Source organism: Paenibacillus pasadenensis (assembly GCF_002864175.1).
In the GTDB taxonomy this organism is placed as follows: domain Bacteria; phylum Bacillota; class Bacilli; order Paenibacillales; family Paenibacillaceae; genus Paenibacillus_O; species Paenibacillus_O pasadenensis.
The window spans coordinates 302,600-321,893 of record NZ_NFEZ01000003.1; the positions used below are offsets into that span (position 1 = coordinate 302,600).

Here is a 19,294-nt window from a genome sequence, read left to right on the forward strand (position 1 = left end):
CTTAGATTTCCACTATTAGTTCCACTTTGGCCTTGATCTGCTCCAGCCAGCTCAGCTTGCGTTCCGATTCCTTAATACGTTCCTCGGCTTTTTCTTTATCGGTAGCATAACTCTCCAGTTCGGCAAGCTTTTCCTTGAGTATACCATCAAGCCGCACAAACTCTTTGTTAAAGCGTGCTGCGATTCGTTCCGACTGCTGAATTGCATATTCTTTAGCAGCATCGCCGTTATCGTATAAGCTTTCCTGTACAGGGGTTAAATACCATTGCGCCAGTTCATCGCCTTTAATGTAGCGAATGGTTTTACGAATATCCCTGTACTTGGTGACATATTCATCCTTAGGCCAAAAAGCAATGCCTTTAAACCAGCCTCTTGTACGTTCTTTTACTTCATAACTTTCCTGACCCACAACCCGCTCTTCTTCATGTTCAAGATGCTTTACGGAATAATCGAGTGCCTGGACACTTCCATTCATTATCTTAAAAGGATCAATGGTTATACCATTGAGATCCTTGGTATCCACCTCTTCAAGCAAAGAGCGAAGCTTTTTCTGATATTCGGCTAACAAGGCGTTTCCAGTCTCTTCTAAGTCATTTCGGATGAGATCATCAAGATCTTCTTCGAAATCCGGTTCTAATTTCTTTGCGAACTTATTCAACCGATCAACTTCGTCCTTGACCTCATCATGTAAAATCTCCTGACCTCGCGAATCGTCGATACGCTTGGTGATCTTGCTTTGGAACTTCTCTATTACTTCTTCAACGACTACTTCGGAAGACTTTTTCACCTTGGTAATAGCATCATCAACGTTTTCCCTAAATTTCTTCGCATCACGTGCATCGTCCATCTTCTTGCGGATCGAATCGATCAAGCTCACGATCCGTTTGCTTTCCTCGCGATTATGAGCAAGCTCACGCTTTGTTTCCTCAAAGGCGCCCACCTCGTCTAACTTGTGCAAAAACGTATCCACTATATTTTTAACTTTTGCCGTTTTGGCGTATTTCTGCACATACTGACGAATAGCTGCTTCGATAGAAACGACGCCGGTATGAATTAATGCTTCATCCGGATTTTCATTAGCTCTGCCATTCCATGCTGCTCTTGTAGCCGCAAGCTGTTCGTTGATCTCGCCGCGAATGCTTGGGGGGAGCGCGGCATACGATTCAAAATGCAAGGATTCGTTGCGGTTCAACTTCTTGATCTTCATCTCCGTCTCATCGATCGTGTCCACATCCACGTCCGCTCCGCTTGCAATGAGCCTGATGTTCAGCGCAGGCAAGGCGGAAGCAGGGAACAAATTCGGATTCGCTATACCATGGTTTTTCAGGTAAGCACGTACACGCTCTAACGTTTGGCTCGTATCGCCATCCTCTTTCTTGCGGTCATCCAGTTTATTGACAACGAAGATAAATCTGTCCTTCGACTGCTTACCCCCGACACTCATGCTCTCAGCGACCCGACTCAACAGTGCATTGTCATCGTCCGTACCGAATTCGCCTGTCATAATGTAAAGGACTAGCGCTTTGGATGACTTGCCAAGAAGCTCGCTCTGGACCTTCTTATGTCTGGGGTCGCGTGAATTGTTTGGCCCCGGCGTATCGATTAGTACAAGAGAAACATCCTCCGACGAAACGAATGGAATATTTCCTGAGACATGGATAGCGGAAACATTCTCGCTGGCATTCAATCGTTCCATGATCGGATATGTTAATTTGGCGTGCGTCTCAGCCAGCTCGTCCTCTTTATTATAAACTTCCGCTTTGAATGGCACTGCGTCTTGGGTGATATCCTTAATCCGTGTAATAATAGCAGTACAGGCTTCTTGCTTGGAGGGCATCAGCTTTACGCCGAGCACCGAGTTGATCAGCGTGGATTTGCCGGCGCTCATCGTTGCGACCACACAAACCTCAAAATCGCTGCTCTTGGCATGCTCGAATGCGCTCACGATCTCCACATCCTTCAACTCATCGAACGGACCTTGCTGGACTTGTTTGAACACATCATCGATGAGAGCTTCCTTATCCGATGTTTCTTTGGCAGCCTTACGCTTAATCGTTGCTCTTAAATCATTCTTCTCATATGCTTTAGTGAATACATCGACCAAGTCCTCGTAGTCGAGCAGCGTGCCGTGGAACGTAACTTCAAACTCCGTGTCATTGTACTCGTCGATAAGGATGCGCGGGAGTTCCTCTACCCAATCCTGCAATCGGGAGCCGTCGGCAGCTTTCTCGCCAAGCTTGCTGTTTTGTGCCAAACGTTTCCCTTCAACAGTGATTTCCGTTTCAAGCTTATATGGATTGTATTTCACGAATACTTTTTTCATCGGTCTTTCCTCCGTATAGTATGTTTTCCAGACCGTAAAGCCCGCTACTCACTGCTAGTGCCGATTGCTTGTCTTCTGCAGCCTGCACTTGAGCGCTGGATTTAGGAAGGTAGACAGACAGGTCATACTCAGCCCTGCTGAATTTTTTTACATAGTAGTCATACGCATCCTGCTCATCCTCAGTCATGGCCTCGCCATACATCTTCATTTTCAACAATAGTGCGAAGTATGCAGACAACGGGCATATTACAGGCTCTTCAAATCCAAGATGAAGCAAATCATTTCGGACACCCTCAATGCTTGAGGCGATGGAATCGTCTGCACTTTTGAAATTATCAAGCTTATTTAACACGAAAATGACCTTGTCCTTTGGTACATATTCGGAAACGTATTTTAAGTAACGTATCTCCTCGTCTGTCCCGAGCTGGTTAGCATTTAGTACATAGATGAGCTTGTCGTAATGCTCTTCACGCAGCGCACTACGAGTACGTTCGCCATGCTCCCGATTGATCGCGGAATTTACACCGGGAGTATCGATCAGACAAATTCGACTTGGCGAATCCGAATGTACGAAAGAACGGAAAAAAGAGGCGATCTCACTGCTGCCTGCTCGCCCCGCATTCATCAGATCGTCGTATGCTGCATACAGATTGAGCCGCGGACCGAGCAAATGAATCGATCCATCTTCAACCGGCTTGTTGAATAAGTAACATAGGTTCGCTGTGCAAGCTTCTTGTGACGTTCGGGCAACCTGCTTGCCGATCAGGGCATTGATAAGCGTAGACTTGCCAGCGCTCATGTTGGCTGTAATCAAAATTCGTATTTCTTGTTGAGCAACAAATCTTCGGTTTAACCGAAACTGGTGAATCAACCCCTCTGCAAACAATAGCTTTTGCGGGATAGTCTCATCAGTAAATAAGGCAGACACCAGGTTACCTATTGCTGCAGACTGCCGTTTGTTCAAGTATCCCATTAAGATTTTTAGAGCTTTCTCAATTGCGTTTTTATCCGCTGCGATAAGCGCAATGTCACACATAAGCCAGAAGCGATATTTCCACATCCATGGTCTTAACCAGTCATTGACCATTGAACGAATCATGCGTTCACGATTCCCATCAGTTAAGACAAGTGCACTCTCATCTCCGATAAGCATTGCATGGTATTGTGATAACCGAGCTTTCGAGTATTCGGCAAAACCTGCACATCGGTTCACAAGATATTCGAGTATGACATAGTATTGAATCCTAGTTTTTTTCTTCGCCCTCTTTAGCGGATGCGATATCAAGCTATGTGAGGTTATAAAATTGTTTCGCAGATTAATTTCCATTCGTTGCTATAGCACCTCAACCTTCTCTCCCTGACTTCGCATCCACATATCGACACCATTTCCGTATACTTCGACAGAAATCACATAAATCCCTTGATTTTCCGATAATATCTCTGCCGTCGGAAGCCTGTCCAGCACAGCATCAATAGAATCACCGCTAAACTTAAACTTCACCCTTCGCAATTCTCCTGAGTACATGAACTGTACCCGTTTGCGAAACTCTCCGTCGTTGAACTTGTCCTTATATGGCACTTTAAATTTGGCTCCAGAACTTTGAAACCTTTCGATCCTATCCACACGAAACACCGTAGGGAAATCATGGCGATCATCGGCCATAAAAGCAACCAGATAGAAATAGTATTCTGAAAACATAATGGCGACCGGCTTCAATTCATGCTCCCGCTCCACACCATCTTTGCGGACATAAGTAATCCGGATTACTTCGTTTTGAGTTATATACTGCGAAAGTTCCCATATTGTCCCGAGAAGCTTCTTGCCATGCCTCAATGGAACATAATAAAACTGTTCACTACGGATCATGTTCTCGACCTGCTTGCGGTCATTTAACGTTACCTGCGCTAATAATTTTGCGACAAGCGCATCCAACTCTTCCTTGCAAAACGCCCGGCTCTCTAGAAGGATTTTACATACAGCTAAAACCTCTTCGTTAGTAATCCACTCGCGCTCCATACGGACAAGGTAGTATCCTGAACGAAATCTATCATAAATAATGGATACCTCCCCTTCCGCAAAACGGGTGTCTGCCAAATATACTCTTAATTCGTCAATGTCACGTTGAATCGTTTTTTCTGTTACTCCGTATCGCTTGGCAAGCTCTGCCTTCTTGATGAGTTCGCCTCTATTGAGCAGTTCGTGCATATTCAATAGACGAAATCCTTTATTACCGTTAAAATCAAGGTTCAAGCAAATATCCCCTTCTTAAACAGTTTTTTCAACTATATCACAACCGGATGGACATATATTGGGATAGTAAGATTTCACTTAACTAATTTCGGATTCATCCTAGTTACAATTATCCATGACATATGATCTAATATTACACTTTTCGATATGTCGAATACTGTAGAATTTTGTAGAGAGTATTTTAAGGTTCAAAATATGTACTAGTTGAGAAGTCGCCCGGCGCTGTTTGTTCGATGAGCAACGGTGGTTCCTTGCCCTGTTACAACGTGTTACTGTTACGTAAAAATTAGTGTCGTTCTTAACGGTTCAGATTAACCTTTTGGACTGAAAAAACTCAATTATTCTAGTAGTGTGAAATAAATAAAAAGAATGCGCGGCCAATAATTCACCGCGCATTAGTACATATCCTGCATAGTTATGTTTCGTGTGCTGATGATCGTACTGTTGAAAACGGTCATCAAACAAGGACACAGCTTCCTTCTTGCCCCAGGACTTCCCTGCAAAGGCATAGAGATATTCATGCTCGGGGAGTTGATACTAGCAATGCTTTGTTTTAGTTACTATCCCCGAGTTCATTGCAAGTAACCAGCAGGTTTCATCTTTTTAGAATGGGATAAACGCCAAGCCGCTGCTCCAAATTTCAATCCATACATCCTACCAGGCCACACTTGGTTCGTTCCTGAATCAATCCGGTATTAAAACGTAAAAATCTCAACCGAATCCTCATACACCCGTATTTCCCTTACAACCTGCCGGATTAAATCCCGCTTCTCTTCAAACGATAGTTCGTCTTGCCCTTTTGACAGATAATACTGAACGGCTTCCATTAGGACGTTAATGTTATACTCATTGTTCTGTGTAGAATTCAACATATCCGATAACTCGGCTAGTTGGTTATTCAGAGCTTCCTCTTTCTGAGTTAACTCCTTCAATTCCTGCCGGATTTCCTCTTCCCCAATACCGTCTTCACTGGCTGCAAATAACTTGATTAATTTTTTTCGGGCGTTTTTAGTTTTTTCGATTTCCTTTTCAAGCCTAGCTATTTCTCCAGCTTCAAAAGGCTCTTTTGTTTTCTCCTGCTGCAACGCCGCGGCAATTTCGTCAGGATTATTTAACCAACCAGCGACTTGCTCCCATACTTGATCTTCGATCATCTGGGCTTTAATTCTTCTACCACAGCCTTTTTGTTTTGCACCGGCTGTATTTTTAATATCTGTATATTCAGGGACCTTTTTGCCCCAATTATTTGATAATCGTCCGGTCATTGTATTGCCGCAGTCTCCGCATCTAAGCAAGCCACTTAATAAATATGGATGCTTACTCTTCTGTGCCCATCTTCGACGTGATTCTGAAAGCAGTCTCTGGGCGTGTTCAAACTGGGCCTCTTCGATAATGGGAGGGCAAGGTATCAGGATCCAATCACTCTTTGGCCTCTCCCTCATTGGAACCTTTTCCTCATCTTTTCTATGCTTGTTGCCAAGCATTCCTTCGGTATTCCAACGATTCTGATAAAACTCGCCAATATAGGCTCGATTCATTATGATTTGTCTAACGACTTGACGATGCCATACTGGAGCTCCTCGTTTGGTAGGTACACCTTTGCTAGTTAAATATAGTGCGATACCATTTAAACCTTGAACCAATGTATTGGGCTGTGTAAATAAATCAAAAATTAATCTTACGATTGCAGCTTCGTCTTCATTGACAAGGAATTGCTCCGACTCTTTGTCATAACTATATCCGTAGACTTGAAAATCTCTCAACACTTTACCTTGTCGCGCTTTTTCTCGTCTGCCGCGGCTCATTCGTTCGTTAATCTTGGATTTTTCAAATTCGGCTATCGCCCCACGCATAGAATAGAACAGGTTTCCTTCCGGGGTTTTGGAATACTCTCCATTCACGAATACCAGTTCTATTCCTCTTCTATCGAACTCATCCGTTATGATTAATTGGTTCATTAATTTCCGCGATAAACGGTCGGGATCCAGACATATGATTTTGTTTATGATCCCTTCTCTAACATCTTCCCGTAATTTGGTTAAGGCTGGTCTATCTAGAAACTCTCCAGATATCCCATCGTCCACATATTCTTTAACTTTATTCGTCTCCGCTTTCATCCGACACTGACGAATCTGATCGTTCAGGCTGAATCCATGTTTTGCTTGTTCTTCTGTGCTCACCCTGGCGTAAATAGCGATCATGTTTCTCCCTCCTGAACTTCTCTAGGAGATAATCATAACAGGCCATGCGTATTTTGTCATTAGAGTCGCCCGCAATCAGTTTCACATGCACCCGGCATCGCCTCCTAATGGAGGATATGCTGATACGGCTTGGACACTTGATAATAAAAAACGACCATAGACATTTATTTGTCCATGGTCGCTATATCACTTCATAATCAGTATTCCAGTAAATCTAATGAACCGTATTGACATATAATTACTGAAAAAACTTATAAATTCAGGGTATTGAGCTGAGGTTCATCCTACACGAGCTTGAACAATTGCCTATCGATACGTCTTAGCTCCTAACTTTCTTAGTCCACATATCGTTCGAAATATTATAGTTGATGTTTCACTTTCATTGGAAGTTTACACTTAGATGTAGTAACTGAGTTAGGCTTCCAAATCAACCTCTTCCACACCAATCATTTCTTTAAAAAGATTATCGTAGGCCGATATTTTCAGCTTTTGGGCCTTATCTATCTGGAACGTGACGCTGATGCGGGAAAGATCGCGGCAACGACTCGACGGCCTAATTTTCATTCTATAATAGACCGATCCATTCGCCTTGGTCAACGGTTCATATTTGCCTCCCTTGCGGGCCATCGGAATGATTTCGATCTGATCCTGATGCGGTCTCATCGTAGCGATCCGCTTCTTCACCTCGATCGGATAAGTGTCACTCTCCTGAATAACAGTGACAGTTTCTTTATCGTGGTGATTGTAAATCCCGTACGCGGCATTTACGGAATCGTCAACCAGAATCTCCCCATCGTTATAACTGTATCTTGCATTGCCGCGACAAATCGCTGTCTGCAGGTATTGCTTCTCCATGCCGAGCTTGGCATTCGGAAGTAACTTTTCCAGGATATCATGTACATGCGGAATTAGGCTGCTTCCCCCCGACAATAGAACCGTCTCGATCCGTTCAAAGCCAGACTCACCATTTTTCTTCATCTCCTGGTTCATTTGCAGCAGCCCTTGTTCGATGTAATCCCACAGAGGTTGGCAGCGGCTTACAAACTCTCTGCGCGTTAGCTTGATACTACGAATGCCTACCCGATCGTGCTTTGGTAGCAGTGGCGGCATTGAAGTGCTGTACTCCTCTACCTCGGAGAGTGCAATCTTAATCCGCTCCGCAGTCTTTTTCAGCAGTGGGTATATTTCGTTCTGCTTTAAATTTTCTATCCGTTTCTCATCGTCAAAAATGGCTAAATCCAAAGCTTGGCATACTGGATTCCCCTGCTTCTTACCCTCTTCGATGATGAATTTAATAATGATCATGTCTATGTCATCGCCGCCAACGACAATTCCCTTTTTGACTAAGATCTTGCCACGACTATAATTATCGGTACTTCCGTTATTCCACTGTTTCAAAATGGAAGCCGCCGTTTCCACGCCATTCGCATTTTCGCTTTTATTCATAACAGCAAGGTCCAACGTGCCACCGCCAAAGTCAAATACTAGCATCGTTTCTTCTCTGATGAACCTGTCTTTATAATCCCAGAGAACGGCGATCGGCTCGTCTATGAACCATATGACATCTGATGAAATGCCTAGTCGCTTGCAGGCTCTTTCCATCAAGCTTTTTAAATCCTCGTTATAATGAGTAGGAACACTCATAACGAGTCTTGAAATATCGCTGGCATTAAGTTGCGCACGCCTTAATAGGTCAGTCAAAAACAAACCAACCAGTTCATCGGAGGAGTACGTCTTTTCGTTTATGGTCCTGGAATAATGGATGTCCTTCATGAGGTGCCGTTTCAACGAAATGATTCCTCGCAATGAATCGTTGTAAGCGCTCGTTTCTTCTGCTTCAACTGAACCATCTGGATTAAAGTATAGCACTGTGCGAAGCAGTTGACGCCCAGGAGAGTATCCCCCTTCAAGCTCGATAACCCTCACTTCTCCCGTTTCATTATCGATAACGGCGATCGAGCTGTTTGTCGTTCCGAAATCAATACCCACGTAATACATCCAGTTTATCCCCTTCTGTCTTAGATTTTTGCAAGTTCCGCCAAAAATTCGTCAAGCTCTTCATCACTTCTTTCTTTATAAACGTAAAGCTTTGCTCTGCACAGCACAGAACCGTCCCGCATGCTTCGAATCCCAAGCTCCGACAGACGAAATTCAACGTTGTGACCATCAAGGTCCGGAATTGTATTCTCTAGTTCAAACATTCGAGGATTCCGATGAACCTGCTCTCGTAGATGCTTCCCATCCCAACGATCGGGGAACCATTCCCAGCCCTCTCCTTTCTTACAGAAAAAAGCTTCAAGTTCCTGCGAGATTTCGGGCAACATTCTAGTGGCGTCCTCCAGACGGAGCAAATATTGTCCGCTAAGCCGCTGAAGAGCGGCTACCTGTTCATTCGTAAAACCGAGCTCGTACTTCCTTTTTCGTTGGAAATATCTTTTGATAGAAGCAAACATCTTTGTGTCCCCCCTGTCGGAATTTTATAGATTGAATAAGCCGTTAAATATATCGTCCAGCTTTTCTTCGTTTTCAATCTCCCCGCGTACGACAGAGCGAACCAAGACACGACTGTTCTTCATCAGCAAGCCTGGTTCCACGAGCTCGTAACGAAAAGTAATACCGGACATTTCACTTAAAGCAGTCTCCAGCTCAAAACGTTCTGGGTGCTGACGAACCATACTTTGCAGCTGCTCCGAAGACAGGGCTCTCCCATCGTGATCGGTTCCGATTATGCTGCAACCGAATGCTCTCAACACTTCCTGAACAGGCCATATCTGATCTCCCCTACAAGCGTAAAGATCCATCAACAACTCCTCCAGCCCGGCGTCAGACAAGTAATGAGCTCCAATAGCCTCTAAGCCCTGTAAAGGAAGCTTGTCCCAAGATTGTTTCAGGTGGTGGAGCATATCGTTCTGAACCTGCGGCTCGAACACCCAGTCCTTGATGTAAGCTGCGTCTCCCCCGTGGCATCCGTACAAAGCGAGCCACCGTATATCTTCTCGAAAGGCGGGTACGTACTCGAATGCATATTGCCAGTACCGGCAATATATTACGTTCAAGCTGCTTCGGTCCCTCTTGTACCAGTGAACCTCCAAAAAACTTGTCAATATTCGCTGCAGCAGTTCCTCATTGTTATTTACGAATTCTATAGGGCCCAGCATCCCTCTCAGGTTGCGAGGTTCGATGACAAACAGCCATTCCAGTTCTCCCTGCTCTATCAAGCCGCTTCGAATAAAGGAAGGGGATTTCCCTACCGTCTCCCCTATTCGCCCCGCTAATCTATTGAGGATAAGCTCCACTTGCCGGTCGCCGGAAATCGCCTTTTGAACAAGCCGATAGGCCGTTTTACGATGCGAGGTAAAAGCGTCCTCCCATGGAAATTCATCCTTCACAAGCAAACTAGTGAATGCTGCGGCAAACATCTCGCCCAAGATCGCATCGGATGCCAAATATTCCAGCAATCCTGTATCTGTATGAAAATACCTGACGAAGCCCTCTACATCGTCGATCTCCTGCAGTGTAAGCCGCTTCTCCAGTATCTCCACGAAACGATCGTAATGCGCCATCAATCCTAACATGCTCAACACTTTCATGCTTACTCCGAGCGCTCTTTCACTTCGGGGCGATTTAGTATCGAGTGCATCGTCTTGCGGATTCCTCCACCGAATATAAAGCTCAATCGCCTCCAATACCTTCTCAATAGAATTGTCATATACAGTCAGGAACGGTATAGCAAACGTTAGCTTCGCAAGCTTAGAATAGTCAATGCCAACTAGACTTGATTGTACATGGTAATGATATTTTAAGCTTTTCACCACCAAATCCGCCTGGGACTTCAACCACTTTGCTAAGTCGTCCTCACCATCCGGCAGCGACCAATCTGGTTGTCTCAACACTTCGAGCTCGATTAACTTGCTTGGCCGCTCTGGTTCAACTCTTTCACTGGGACCATATCGGCGGTTGCTCCTCCACTCTTCAAATCCCAACAGGAATTTATCCAGATTTTTCCGTGCTTGTTGAACCTTTTTATTCTCCGATTGGGAAATTTTATTTGCAATGTATGTCTCTATCCCAGTCTTGATCTCAGCATATGGGAATTCAGCCTCAGCTTGCTGTGCCCCCCATAACCATGCCTGCCATGTCTTCAGTCGATCAATAAACAGGTTCCAATCGTCCGGATATCGGCTGTGGACCCGAGTGAGTGAGCGATGAAAATTGGCTAACGTATGCTCAGACTTAGAATTGGACACCGACTCATAAAACACAATATGCGGAATGAGGTGATGAAACAGCGCCTCCTCCCATGGTGCCTTCTTCCACTTTTTTATTTCTATCGACATTTCGCCACCATCGAAAATCTGCCGTTTCTCAAGCTCAGTCGGAGCTGATACGAGCCACTCCAGACAATCAAATGAAGCTTCTTTGATAAGAAGTTTGATCGTGTCTCCAGAACTGCGCCCACCTGCCCCATCAGCTTGCACTATCTTTTTCAGAGCCTCTATTGTTAATCGCTCCGTCACTGACTCCCGCCTTCTTTCTTATCAAACCTTCTGCGCACTCGCTCGACTAGCTGTAGCACCACATCCCGAATACCAACATAGAGGCTGGTCTCGGCGACAAACCCGCGCTTACGGTCCCCTCTGAAGGAGAGCCAGTTATAGCTGCCGACGATGGCGAATTTATCGTCACAAATTAGTATTTTCTCGTGGGTATCTCCCAGCCGGACCGCATGGAATCGATTGGAGGCCAGTTTTTCTTTGAGCTGCTTAACAGCTTTCTCCGTTCGCTTGCCCTTATATTCCTCATCATGCGGGTAGCCATATCCGATCCAGAGATGGCCGCCCCTTCTCAGAAACGATTTCATCACTGGGAATAATTCATCGATTACCTCGTTGGAAACCCATGGACTGACGATGTACACGGTATGCTCCGCATTCTCCAGTGCTTCCTGCATCTTAGCAAAATGCTCAGTCGTAGTAAGAGGGTATACAGCCCCGTTAACTTCAGGTCGATCTTCCAGCTTCGGTACATCGAAAGCTGTCCACAGCTCCTTCAGCGCCTTTTCCTCCTCATATGGTCCGGTTGTCCCAGACTGATGCGGCAGTGGCAATTCATCGCGAATAGAAGCTGGAAGCTCCGTCATCTCCCAGATCTCTACACCGCTTTCAGCCATCTGGGCCAAGGGCCCGGAATATTCTGGGGCATAATGATGCCGGTCAAACACTTGGAAAATAAATTTCCCTTCCTCCGTTCGATACACCAACAGTCGCAACCTTTGATATTCGGTATACACATTGCCTGGAATGCCGACGATATCATCGAGCTCGGTCTTCTCGTTTTGCTGGTAACGATTTTTATAGTCTTTATACAGTTCCTTAAGTTCTGAGAAATGCTGCGATACCTCATACAAAGTCGGAGCAGGCACATATGGTCTTAGAGTATTTCCTGAATCCGCTCGCAGCGCATAAGATCCGATGGAGTGTAGATGATGCCATTTGCCTGAAATCGCATCCAGTTTTACTGTAAAAATCTCTTCCCTGGTCGTAACGATTCGGTCCAGCTCCAGCGCTTCCAGACCTTTCGGGTTTATTTTGTAAATGCGGCCGGTCAAGGTTGGAACTTCGATGATATAAGAAAGTGCGGATAATTCGCCCAGGCATTTGCGCAGTTCCCCCAGCGGCACACCGAAAAAGTCTGCCAGATCAGTCTCCTCATGAAACTCCTCTTTAATCAACCGCAGCACAAATTGCGCTAGCAGGCTCATACCTCTCTTGCCCCGCACGCGTATAGCCAGCTCCATCCGGTAAACGGGAAAATCTTTCTCATAGAAGGCAACCAAACGCGCCCCGGGGATCGCAAACTCTTGCTGCTGCGCGAGATCCAGCAATTTCATGGCTGCAACTCCTTCCAGGAACGAATCGCTGCATCGCGATCGGTTGCTATGTAGTCGTAAATCCCTCGGACGATGTGCTGAGGGGTTAATCCTCTTGCCATCTCCGTACTTCCGATCATAACGAGCAGCTCCCTCGCGCGGGAGAGGGCAACGTTCATTCTTCGCTCATCCCTTAGAAAGCCAAGATTGCGTTCACTGTTATTCCTCACCATACTGTATAGTACGAGGTCAGCTTCTCGTCCTTGGAATGCATCCACAGTGTCAACCTCTACCTCTAGATGCTCCAGCTTTAATACATCAATCGCTTCGCGCAGTTTATTTCGCTGCGGCATATATCCCGTAATAACGGCCACTGATTTTCGCGTTCCCGTATCTCCCAGACACTTATCTAAATTCAGCAATGCGTTTTGAACAGCATTGACCTCAGCTAGATTGAAATAGGATGTGCCCAGCTGCTTTTCCGCAGCCTGCTGATGATCATCCGTACGAATCCAGGTTATCGGCTTCCAGTCGTGAATTCCCGACGCCCTTTCTTCTTCGGTACAACCCGGCATCAATGGCGTATCCGAGTAGAATAGCGCGGATACCATTCGTGCAATCGCGGGATGCATCCGGTATTGCGTCTGAAGGGTAGCTCGACTGTCCGTATGGATTCGCTTGAACAAATCTTCGAACAAGCTGACTTTCAGCGAGTTAATTTTCAACTTATCCTCTCCGGCTTCATCCAAGAACCGGTCAATAACCGGCGGAAGCTGCTTGTGGTCGCCTACAAAGACGACCTTCTTGCCGTTGATACTTGGGAGAAGCGATTCCGGCGGCGTTGCTCTCCCTGCTTCATCGATAATGACCCAATCGAACGACAAATCCCATTGGTACAAAGGATAGCTTCCCATACAAGTAGCACCGATCAAGGTCGGAGATTGAGCCAGAAACAACGGCTTCATCTCATCCTCTTTGCCGAACATCGTCTTCCAATCGTTATAAATGTCCAATACACGGTTATAGCGGGCCGGATCCTGGATTCGATCCATAATGGACCATATTTTACCGTCCACATTATCCTCCAGATGCTCGACCCAACGCTGAAGAGCCGGATCGATCGTCCACTGTTGTACACTCTCTCCGATCTTTTCATTCCCAATCCGCACAGCAATAGGCGCTTGGCGGAATTCATGCGCATGCTGTTCGACAATCTTCATAAATTTAGAGAAGGCATGATCGATGGCCACATTGGACTGCGATGCCAGCAAAATGCGGGCCTTCGGCTCACGGCGATAAATTTGCAACATGAGTTCCGTAATCCATGTCGTTTTGCCCGTGCCGGGCGGTCCTTGCAGTAAAAAGATCGATTCGGCACCCAGAGCGGCCTGAAGCGCGAGTTTCTGATCTTGGTTTACATTTTGATACGTGCTTATAGTAGAAGCCGGATATGTATTCGCATGTGCGGGCTCTACTAAATGCTCTAGAAGCAATCGGTTGATTTTGCGCCCCATCCTGAATTGCTGCAGCACTTGACGCTGCCGATTCAGCTGAATTTTTTCCCGCTGCGTGTTTTCGCATAAGTCGCCAAGCTCGGGAAGCTCTTCAGAGCCGTAATCTCTTACGGTTTCCAAATAAACCTTATTGCCTTCCTGTCGGATGTAACGGCCTGCCGGGTGCTGAGCTTTGTCGGTGACGAACATCATTTCCGTTCCTGCCGCGAAAGATAGTTGCCGTTCGACCAGAAGCTGAACCTCCAGCACTGAACCATCTTCAATCAGCCTCCATTCACGGTATGCGTACCGCTTATCATCCGCATTCAGCCGCTCTAGCTGCAGGCGTAAAACATCCTCCCATTGGTCAAACACTTCTCTTGTCTGCCGGTTCTGAGCCCGTTTCGAATTCGACATAATCGACTCGCTCTTAATATACTCCAGCAGAGAAATTCCTGATGTTTTTGAATCGGATCGTCTATCAAAGGTCCATCCACCGCGAAACCTCTTAGCGCGTTCCTTAGCCCTCTCTCTCTCGAAAGGTGATTTTTCACCGCAGTCTTGAATGATCAAATCCGGCCCGCCTTGTTTGCCCGCATTCACTTGAAAGATCCACTCATAAGTCGATCCAATAACATAAAGAAGCATCCTTCGGTTCTGTGAATCGAATCGACTGTACAAGTAAGATTCAGGCGCTGCATCGGTCCCAAACCGCTGCTCCCACTCCTCGCGAGACAGATCAGAGCGCTGCAACAGACCGGCCGATTCATCCGCGTGCCAGCCTACTGTCCAGACGACCTCGTCCATCTTCTGGGATAAATAGCGGTTGGCCATCTCGAGAATGACGGAAAGTGGTGTTTCCTTTACGGAATCCCACAAAGCCGATAAGATGGTGAACAACCCGGAATCGCACTCCGATTCATAAGCATGCAGTGCCTGGTCCGAATCAGGTATCGACTTTCCCGGAAACACCAGTGTAAAGAGAAAACAGCCTGACGCATAACGATCGTCTGACGCACTTCGATACGATTTTTTCATAGAAGTCCTCGTGGTGTAGTCAGCGCAGCAGCTCCAATCTTCTTCCAACGAGAAAAATTGCTTCATTCGCCATTGCTGTATACCAGGGAAAATATAATTGGCCGTTCCGCCTTTTTCCGCCAACTCGATCCATACATCCTCAGGACAGAGCCGCCCATGATAAGATAAAATGCCGTGGATTTGTGCTATATGCTCAACGAGATCCATCCAGATGCGAATCCTCTTGGATAAATCTAATCTCAAGATGTCAGGATAGGCCTGATCCCATCGTCGAAATTGTGATGGCTTCTCCACTGCTACAAAATAAGAGGAGACTCCCTCATCAATCCTATGCTGCCCGTAAGAGAGAAGTGAAAGAGCACCTACTTGTTCAAGGCGCTTCAGCATATCCATCTGGATATAGAAATCATTCCAAGCTACATCTTCATTCAATGAAGCATCCAGTCGGTATTGATACACTAAAGCTGATTTGCCAGAAGGATTGTGCAATACCTCGCTAAAAGTAAAGCGTGGGTTGAGCTCAAGTAAAGCAGTTACATTGCATTGGTCAAGCCAACCATTGTTTACCATGTAAATCCTCCAGTTTACTTTCATTTTTTGTATTTAAGACAAAACGGTTACCCTTGGGTAACCGTCATCCCATCTAATACAGTCGATTCTAATGATATAATAAACCATTAGTCTATTCGACAAAAAAAATAATAATTCCTTCTGGATCGGAATAATATGTCTTTACGTCCTCTGTTACAAAGTCTCGTATGGTTATGAACTTTCTGATATCAGTGGCTATAAGGTACTGGATCAGTCCAAACAAACACGCTTTATCGTAACCAGGATGTACAGGGTATCAAAATTGTGCCTTTCATTTTTCGCCCTCCTCTTCACTACTAATTCCCCAGCAATTCTCGAACTCCCATGCAGAATTGCTCTTCTGATGGGGTCAGCCCGTTATCCGAATCCTCTTCGCCTAATTCACCATTAACCCCATAAAAATAAAGATTGCTTTTCAGTTGAGATGAGAACCACGGATTCCCTTGTTGATATCGCCGAATTTCAGCATCTTTTTCATCCGGATAAACCAGAAAACCCGGAGCCGAATACCCCTGATCGGAGAAAGCATCCATGTACGCATGAATCTGGTACAAATCATTCCGTTCCAAACCCGTTGGTTTTGATAAACTTACAAAAGTGTGCTTATATTTTGCATCGACTACCGCTAGCACTTGTTTCGAAGATGGCCTCCGTATAATAAAATCCGGCTTTAGAGCAGCTAGCTTCTTGCCGTTTCCGTTTACAAATAAGTGGCCAACGGCTTCTCTAACTCGTCCAGTATGAATCACTTCTACCCCTGCTAGAGCATTTCTTAGAAGATGATAAACATAAAGCTCCCAAATTTCGGCCATATCCAGAAGGGTTCCTGTTACTTCTTGGGCACCGTTCGAAGAGACCCCGAATGATTTTTGTTGCAAAATCCTCAAAGTCAAATCAACAACTGGGCGATAGGATTCCAGGATGGGGGTATATTTAATTTTGGGAATTTTATAAATGGTCTTATAGTTTCTACATCCTTCGGATTGGAGTAAAAGGCCAATGATTTCCCTTCCTCTGTCGGACAACCAGTTATGTGCATTTCGATGCCCCAGTTCCTTTTTAATTCTTCGATAACCGTTGCTGAGTATGTACGCAATGTCAGGATGAACAACCTTGGACCTGGATAGACTTGCAAGTCGATTCGTTCCCTTGCCTATCTCTAGAGCCGTTTCCATAACTTTCATACGACCGCGTAGAGATGGAGCCTTCAGTGTTTCTTCCATTCGAGTATACGGTAACCCATGCTTGGCTCCACGGATAAGCTGCTCACCCCAAATTCGGGCTATTAGCTCCCACAGCCACATATTCGCATTACGATAGGAGCCCTTACTCTGAATCATTCGCACTCCCCATATAGTGCTAATCCAGCGGTGAAAAGAGCTTTCATAACGTGGTGTTATACGCAGGGTTCTCCCCATATATTGGATCTCTCCAACATACCTTCCGGCATACCAGCGTCCGTGGCGAAATTCAATTACCGGCTCATCATCCGATTTGTCAGTGAGACGAATTGTGAACAGTTCTTTATCGAGATAAAGGCACAAATTCTGCAACCATATCTTCTCATCATCATTTATTAATCCGATCTCAGATAAGTCATTTGCAATGATTTCTGTTCTTCCTTGTGCGGACTTCATACCTTCCCCCACAGGAAAGTGCTTTTCGCTTGTTCCATAAATTGCTTTCCATTGTATAAATCGGCCCCGGATAAATACTGCTCCAATAACGGAGCCAACGAATAATTCCACAAAGCAGTTACAGGCCCACGAGCTTGCTTATTCCGGTTCCATAGTACTTGCTGAACGCCCGGTTGTGAATAAATATACTTCTGGGCAAATGAAACCACGTCACTGAAATAGGTATGACCAATGACATAAAGCGGTCCCATATGTTCATGCCCAGCTATTAAATGATTCAACTGGACGCAACGGTCCGCTAGAAGTTCAAATTCATCCTCCACACGGTTCCATTTACGAGGTTTTCCATACTTCTGTGGCCAACGTTCCCATTTTCCCTTCAGTAGAGTGACTAGATCATTACGATCGAATCCTCGGAAAAACCAGAGAAATCTACGGCGAAGCGCAAAATCGACTTGTTCCAGCGATTGGTCAATCAAATTCATAGTTCCAATAATATATAGATTCTCAGGTACAGTTAGCGCATATGGTTGGCCATCTTGACCGGCAAGCAGCACAGCACTTTCACGATCCTCCATTAAGGAAAAGCACTCTCCCAACACCTTGCTGAGATCCGCACGGTTCATTTCATCGAGAATGAGGACATAAGGCAAGCCTTTACCGATTCCGGCTTCCGCTGCTTCAATTTCCTCTAAGACCTGTAGTAACACGCCTTTTTTATAAACGGTCCGATTCTGTTCAAGCTGCATCCCCCGTATAAAATCTTCGTATCCATAGCCCGGATGGAATTGTACACGGCGAATCCTCCGCTCTACTAGCTTGTTCACATCCTCTTGCTTTTTAAAGAATTCCCCCGCTCCCCACAGGCGTAAAGTCTCTTGGCGAATAAACTGTCCGGCTAATTGCTTTGCTTCATGAGTTTTCCCGGTTCCCGGAGGTCCATACAAAACAATCTGCTTCTTGATTTGCAGCCCTTGAATGGGTAGAACCTCCGAATCATGGTCACTATAATCCCAACATTCAACGAGTGGACTTCGATAGAAATCAAGATCCTTTTCTCCAAGAATGTCTTCGAGCTTTGTTCTAATAGCCAGGATGCGATCATCAATATCTTCAGGCACGGAGTCTTCATCCAGAATTTCCAGGAAGGCCTCAACAATCTGTTGCTTATGACCCTGACTCGCCATTCTTTCATATTGATCAGGGTATAGGAGGTGCAAAATAATATGTCGGGATAGCGGGTTCGTGTCCTCCTTTATAGTATCGAGCATATTTCGTACCTTGATATGGTCGGATAAAAACATAATCCGGTCATTTTCAGGTTTCTGCAGAACCGCATCTGCGAACATAGCTATATAACGTATTTCATAATAACGTCTTGTATTGTAGGCGATACCCGGTCCGCCTATGCCAGGCTCCAATGCTGTCAGCGCCTCATTCTGATCGTCCAATGTAAGTCCGGCAAATGATGCAATCGTATTCAGAAGTTCTTTTTTTCTTCGAAATGTAATCGTGGAGGGAAACAGCAAGTAGAGATAGACGAGTTCGCATGCAAGCTGAACAACCTCTTGCTTCTGACCCTTCAGTTGCCCTTGCAGTTTGTTCTCAAAGATCTCTGATGATTCATCTACATTCTCTATAAAGCAAGCTTTAAATGCATTCAAATTCGCTGTGGTCCAAATTTGCTCAGACGGCCAAAGCAATGATGTGCCATCAATGAGACTCTTCCCTTTCCATTGATCTGCATACCGATAAACGGCGGTGGTATCCCATTCTTTAAATTGTGCCATGAATTTCATCCTCACTATTGTTGATTTTTAAATAAATGCCATACATCGCGATAATATATCTCTTCCAAATCATTTATAATCTGTGGCCGGTGGGTTGGAAT

11 protein-coding genes are annotated in these 19,294 nt (G+C 45.4%); all 11 read right to left on the reverse strand.

Annotation, left to right across the window (positions count from 1 at the left end; all coding sequences use genetic code 11):
- Position 1: 1 nt before the first annotated feature.
- Complete coding sequence (locus B8V81_RS05040) at positions 2-2,323, reverse strand: dynamin family protein (protein ID WP_028597605.1); 2,322 nt, start codon at positions 2,321-2,323, stop codon at positions 2-4.
- Positions 2,289-3,650: a dynamin family protein gene (locus tag B8V81_RS05045; protein ID WP_084136608.1), complete on the reverse strand. Its 1,362-nt coding sequence runs from the start codon at positions 3,648-3,650 to the stop codon at positions 2,289-2,291. Before B8V81_RS05045 ends, B8V81_RS05040 begins: the two co-directional genes overlap by 35 nt.
- Positions 3,651-3,656: 6 nt before the next feature.
- Positions 3,657-4,574 (reverse strand): helix-turn-helix transcriptional regulator, encoded by a 918-nt coding sequence (locus tag B8V81_RS05050; protein WP_043110909.1) that lies wholly within the window; start codon positions 4,572-4,574, stop codon positions 3,657-3,659.
- A gap of 695 nt (positions 4,575-5,269) precedes the next feature.
- Positions 5,270-6,775, reverse strand: coding sequence for a recombinase family protein (locus tag B8V81_RS05055; protein ID WP_043110908.1), 1,506 nt, complete (start codon positions 6,773-6,775; stop codon positions 5,270-5,272).
- 414 nt (positions 6,776-7,189) lie between these two features.
- A complete protein-coding gene (locus B8V81_RS05060; protein ID WP_028597601.1) occupies positions 7,190-8,773 on the reverse strand; it encodes an Hsp70 family protein in 1,584 nt (527 codons plus the stop codon).
- A gap of 20 nt (positions 8,774-8,793) precedes the next feature.
- Positions 8,794-9,228, reverse strand: coding sequence for a hypothetical protein (locus B8V81_RS05065; RefSeq protein ID WP_028597600.1), 435 nt, complete (start codon positions 9,226-9,228; stop codon positions 8,794-8,796).
- Positions 9,229-9,252: 24 nt separating this feature from the next.
- On the reverse strand, positions 9,253-11,292 hold the full coding sequence (locus B8V81_RS05070) for a hypothetical protein (protein ID WP_028597599.1): 2,040 nt from the start codon (positions 11,290-11,292) through the stop codon (positions 9,253-9,255).
- On the reverse strand, positions 11,289-12,665 hold the full coding sequence (locus B8V81_RS05075) for a phospholipase D-like domain-containing protein (protein WP_028597598.1): 1,377 nt from the start codon (positions 12,663-12,665) through the stop codon (positions 11,289-11,291). Before B8V81_RS05075 ends, B8V81_RS05070 begins: the two co-directional genes overlap by 4 nt.
- A complete protein-coding gene (locus tag B8V81_RS05080) occupies positions 12,662-15,745 on the reverse strand; it encodes a DEAD/DEAH box helicase (protein ID WP_164820093.1) in 3,084 nt (1,027 codons plus the stop codon). Before B8V81_RS05080 ends, B8V81_RS05075 begins: the two co-directional genes overlap by 4 nt.
- A 317-nt stretch (positions 15,746-16,062) precedes the next feature.
- Entirely contained in the window at positions 16,063-17,403 is a 1,341-nt protein-coding gene (locus B8V81_RS05085; RefSeq protein ID WP_084136603.1) for a 5-methylcytosine restriction system specificity protein McrC, read from the reverse strand.
- Entirely contained in the window at positions 17,400-19,193 is a 1,794-nt protein-coding gene (locus B8V81_RS05090) for an McrB family protein (protein ID WP_028597596.1), read from the reverse strand. Before B8V81_RS05090 ends, B8V81_RS05085 begins: the two co-directional genes overlap by 4 nt.
- Between the last annotated feature and the right edge of the window lie 101 nt (positions 19,194-19,294).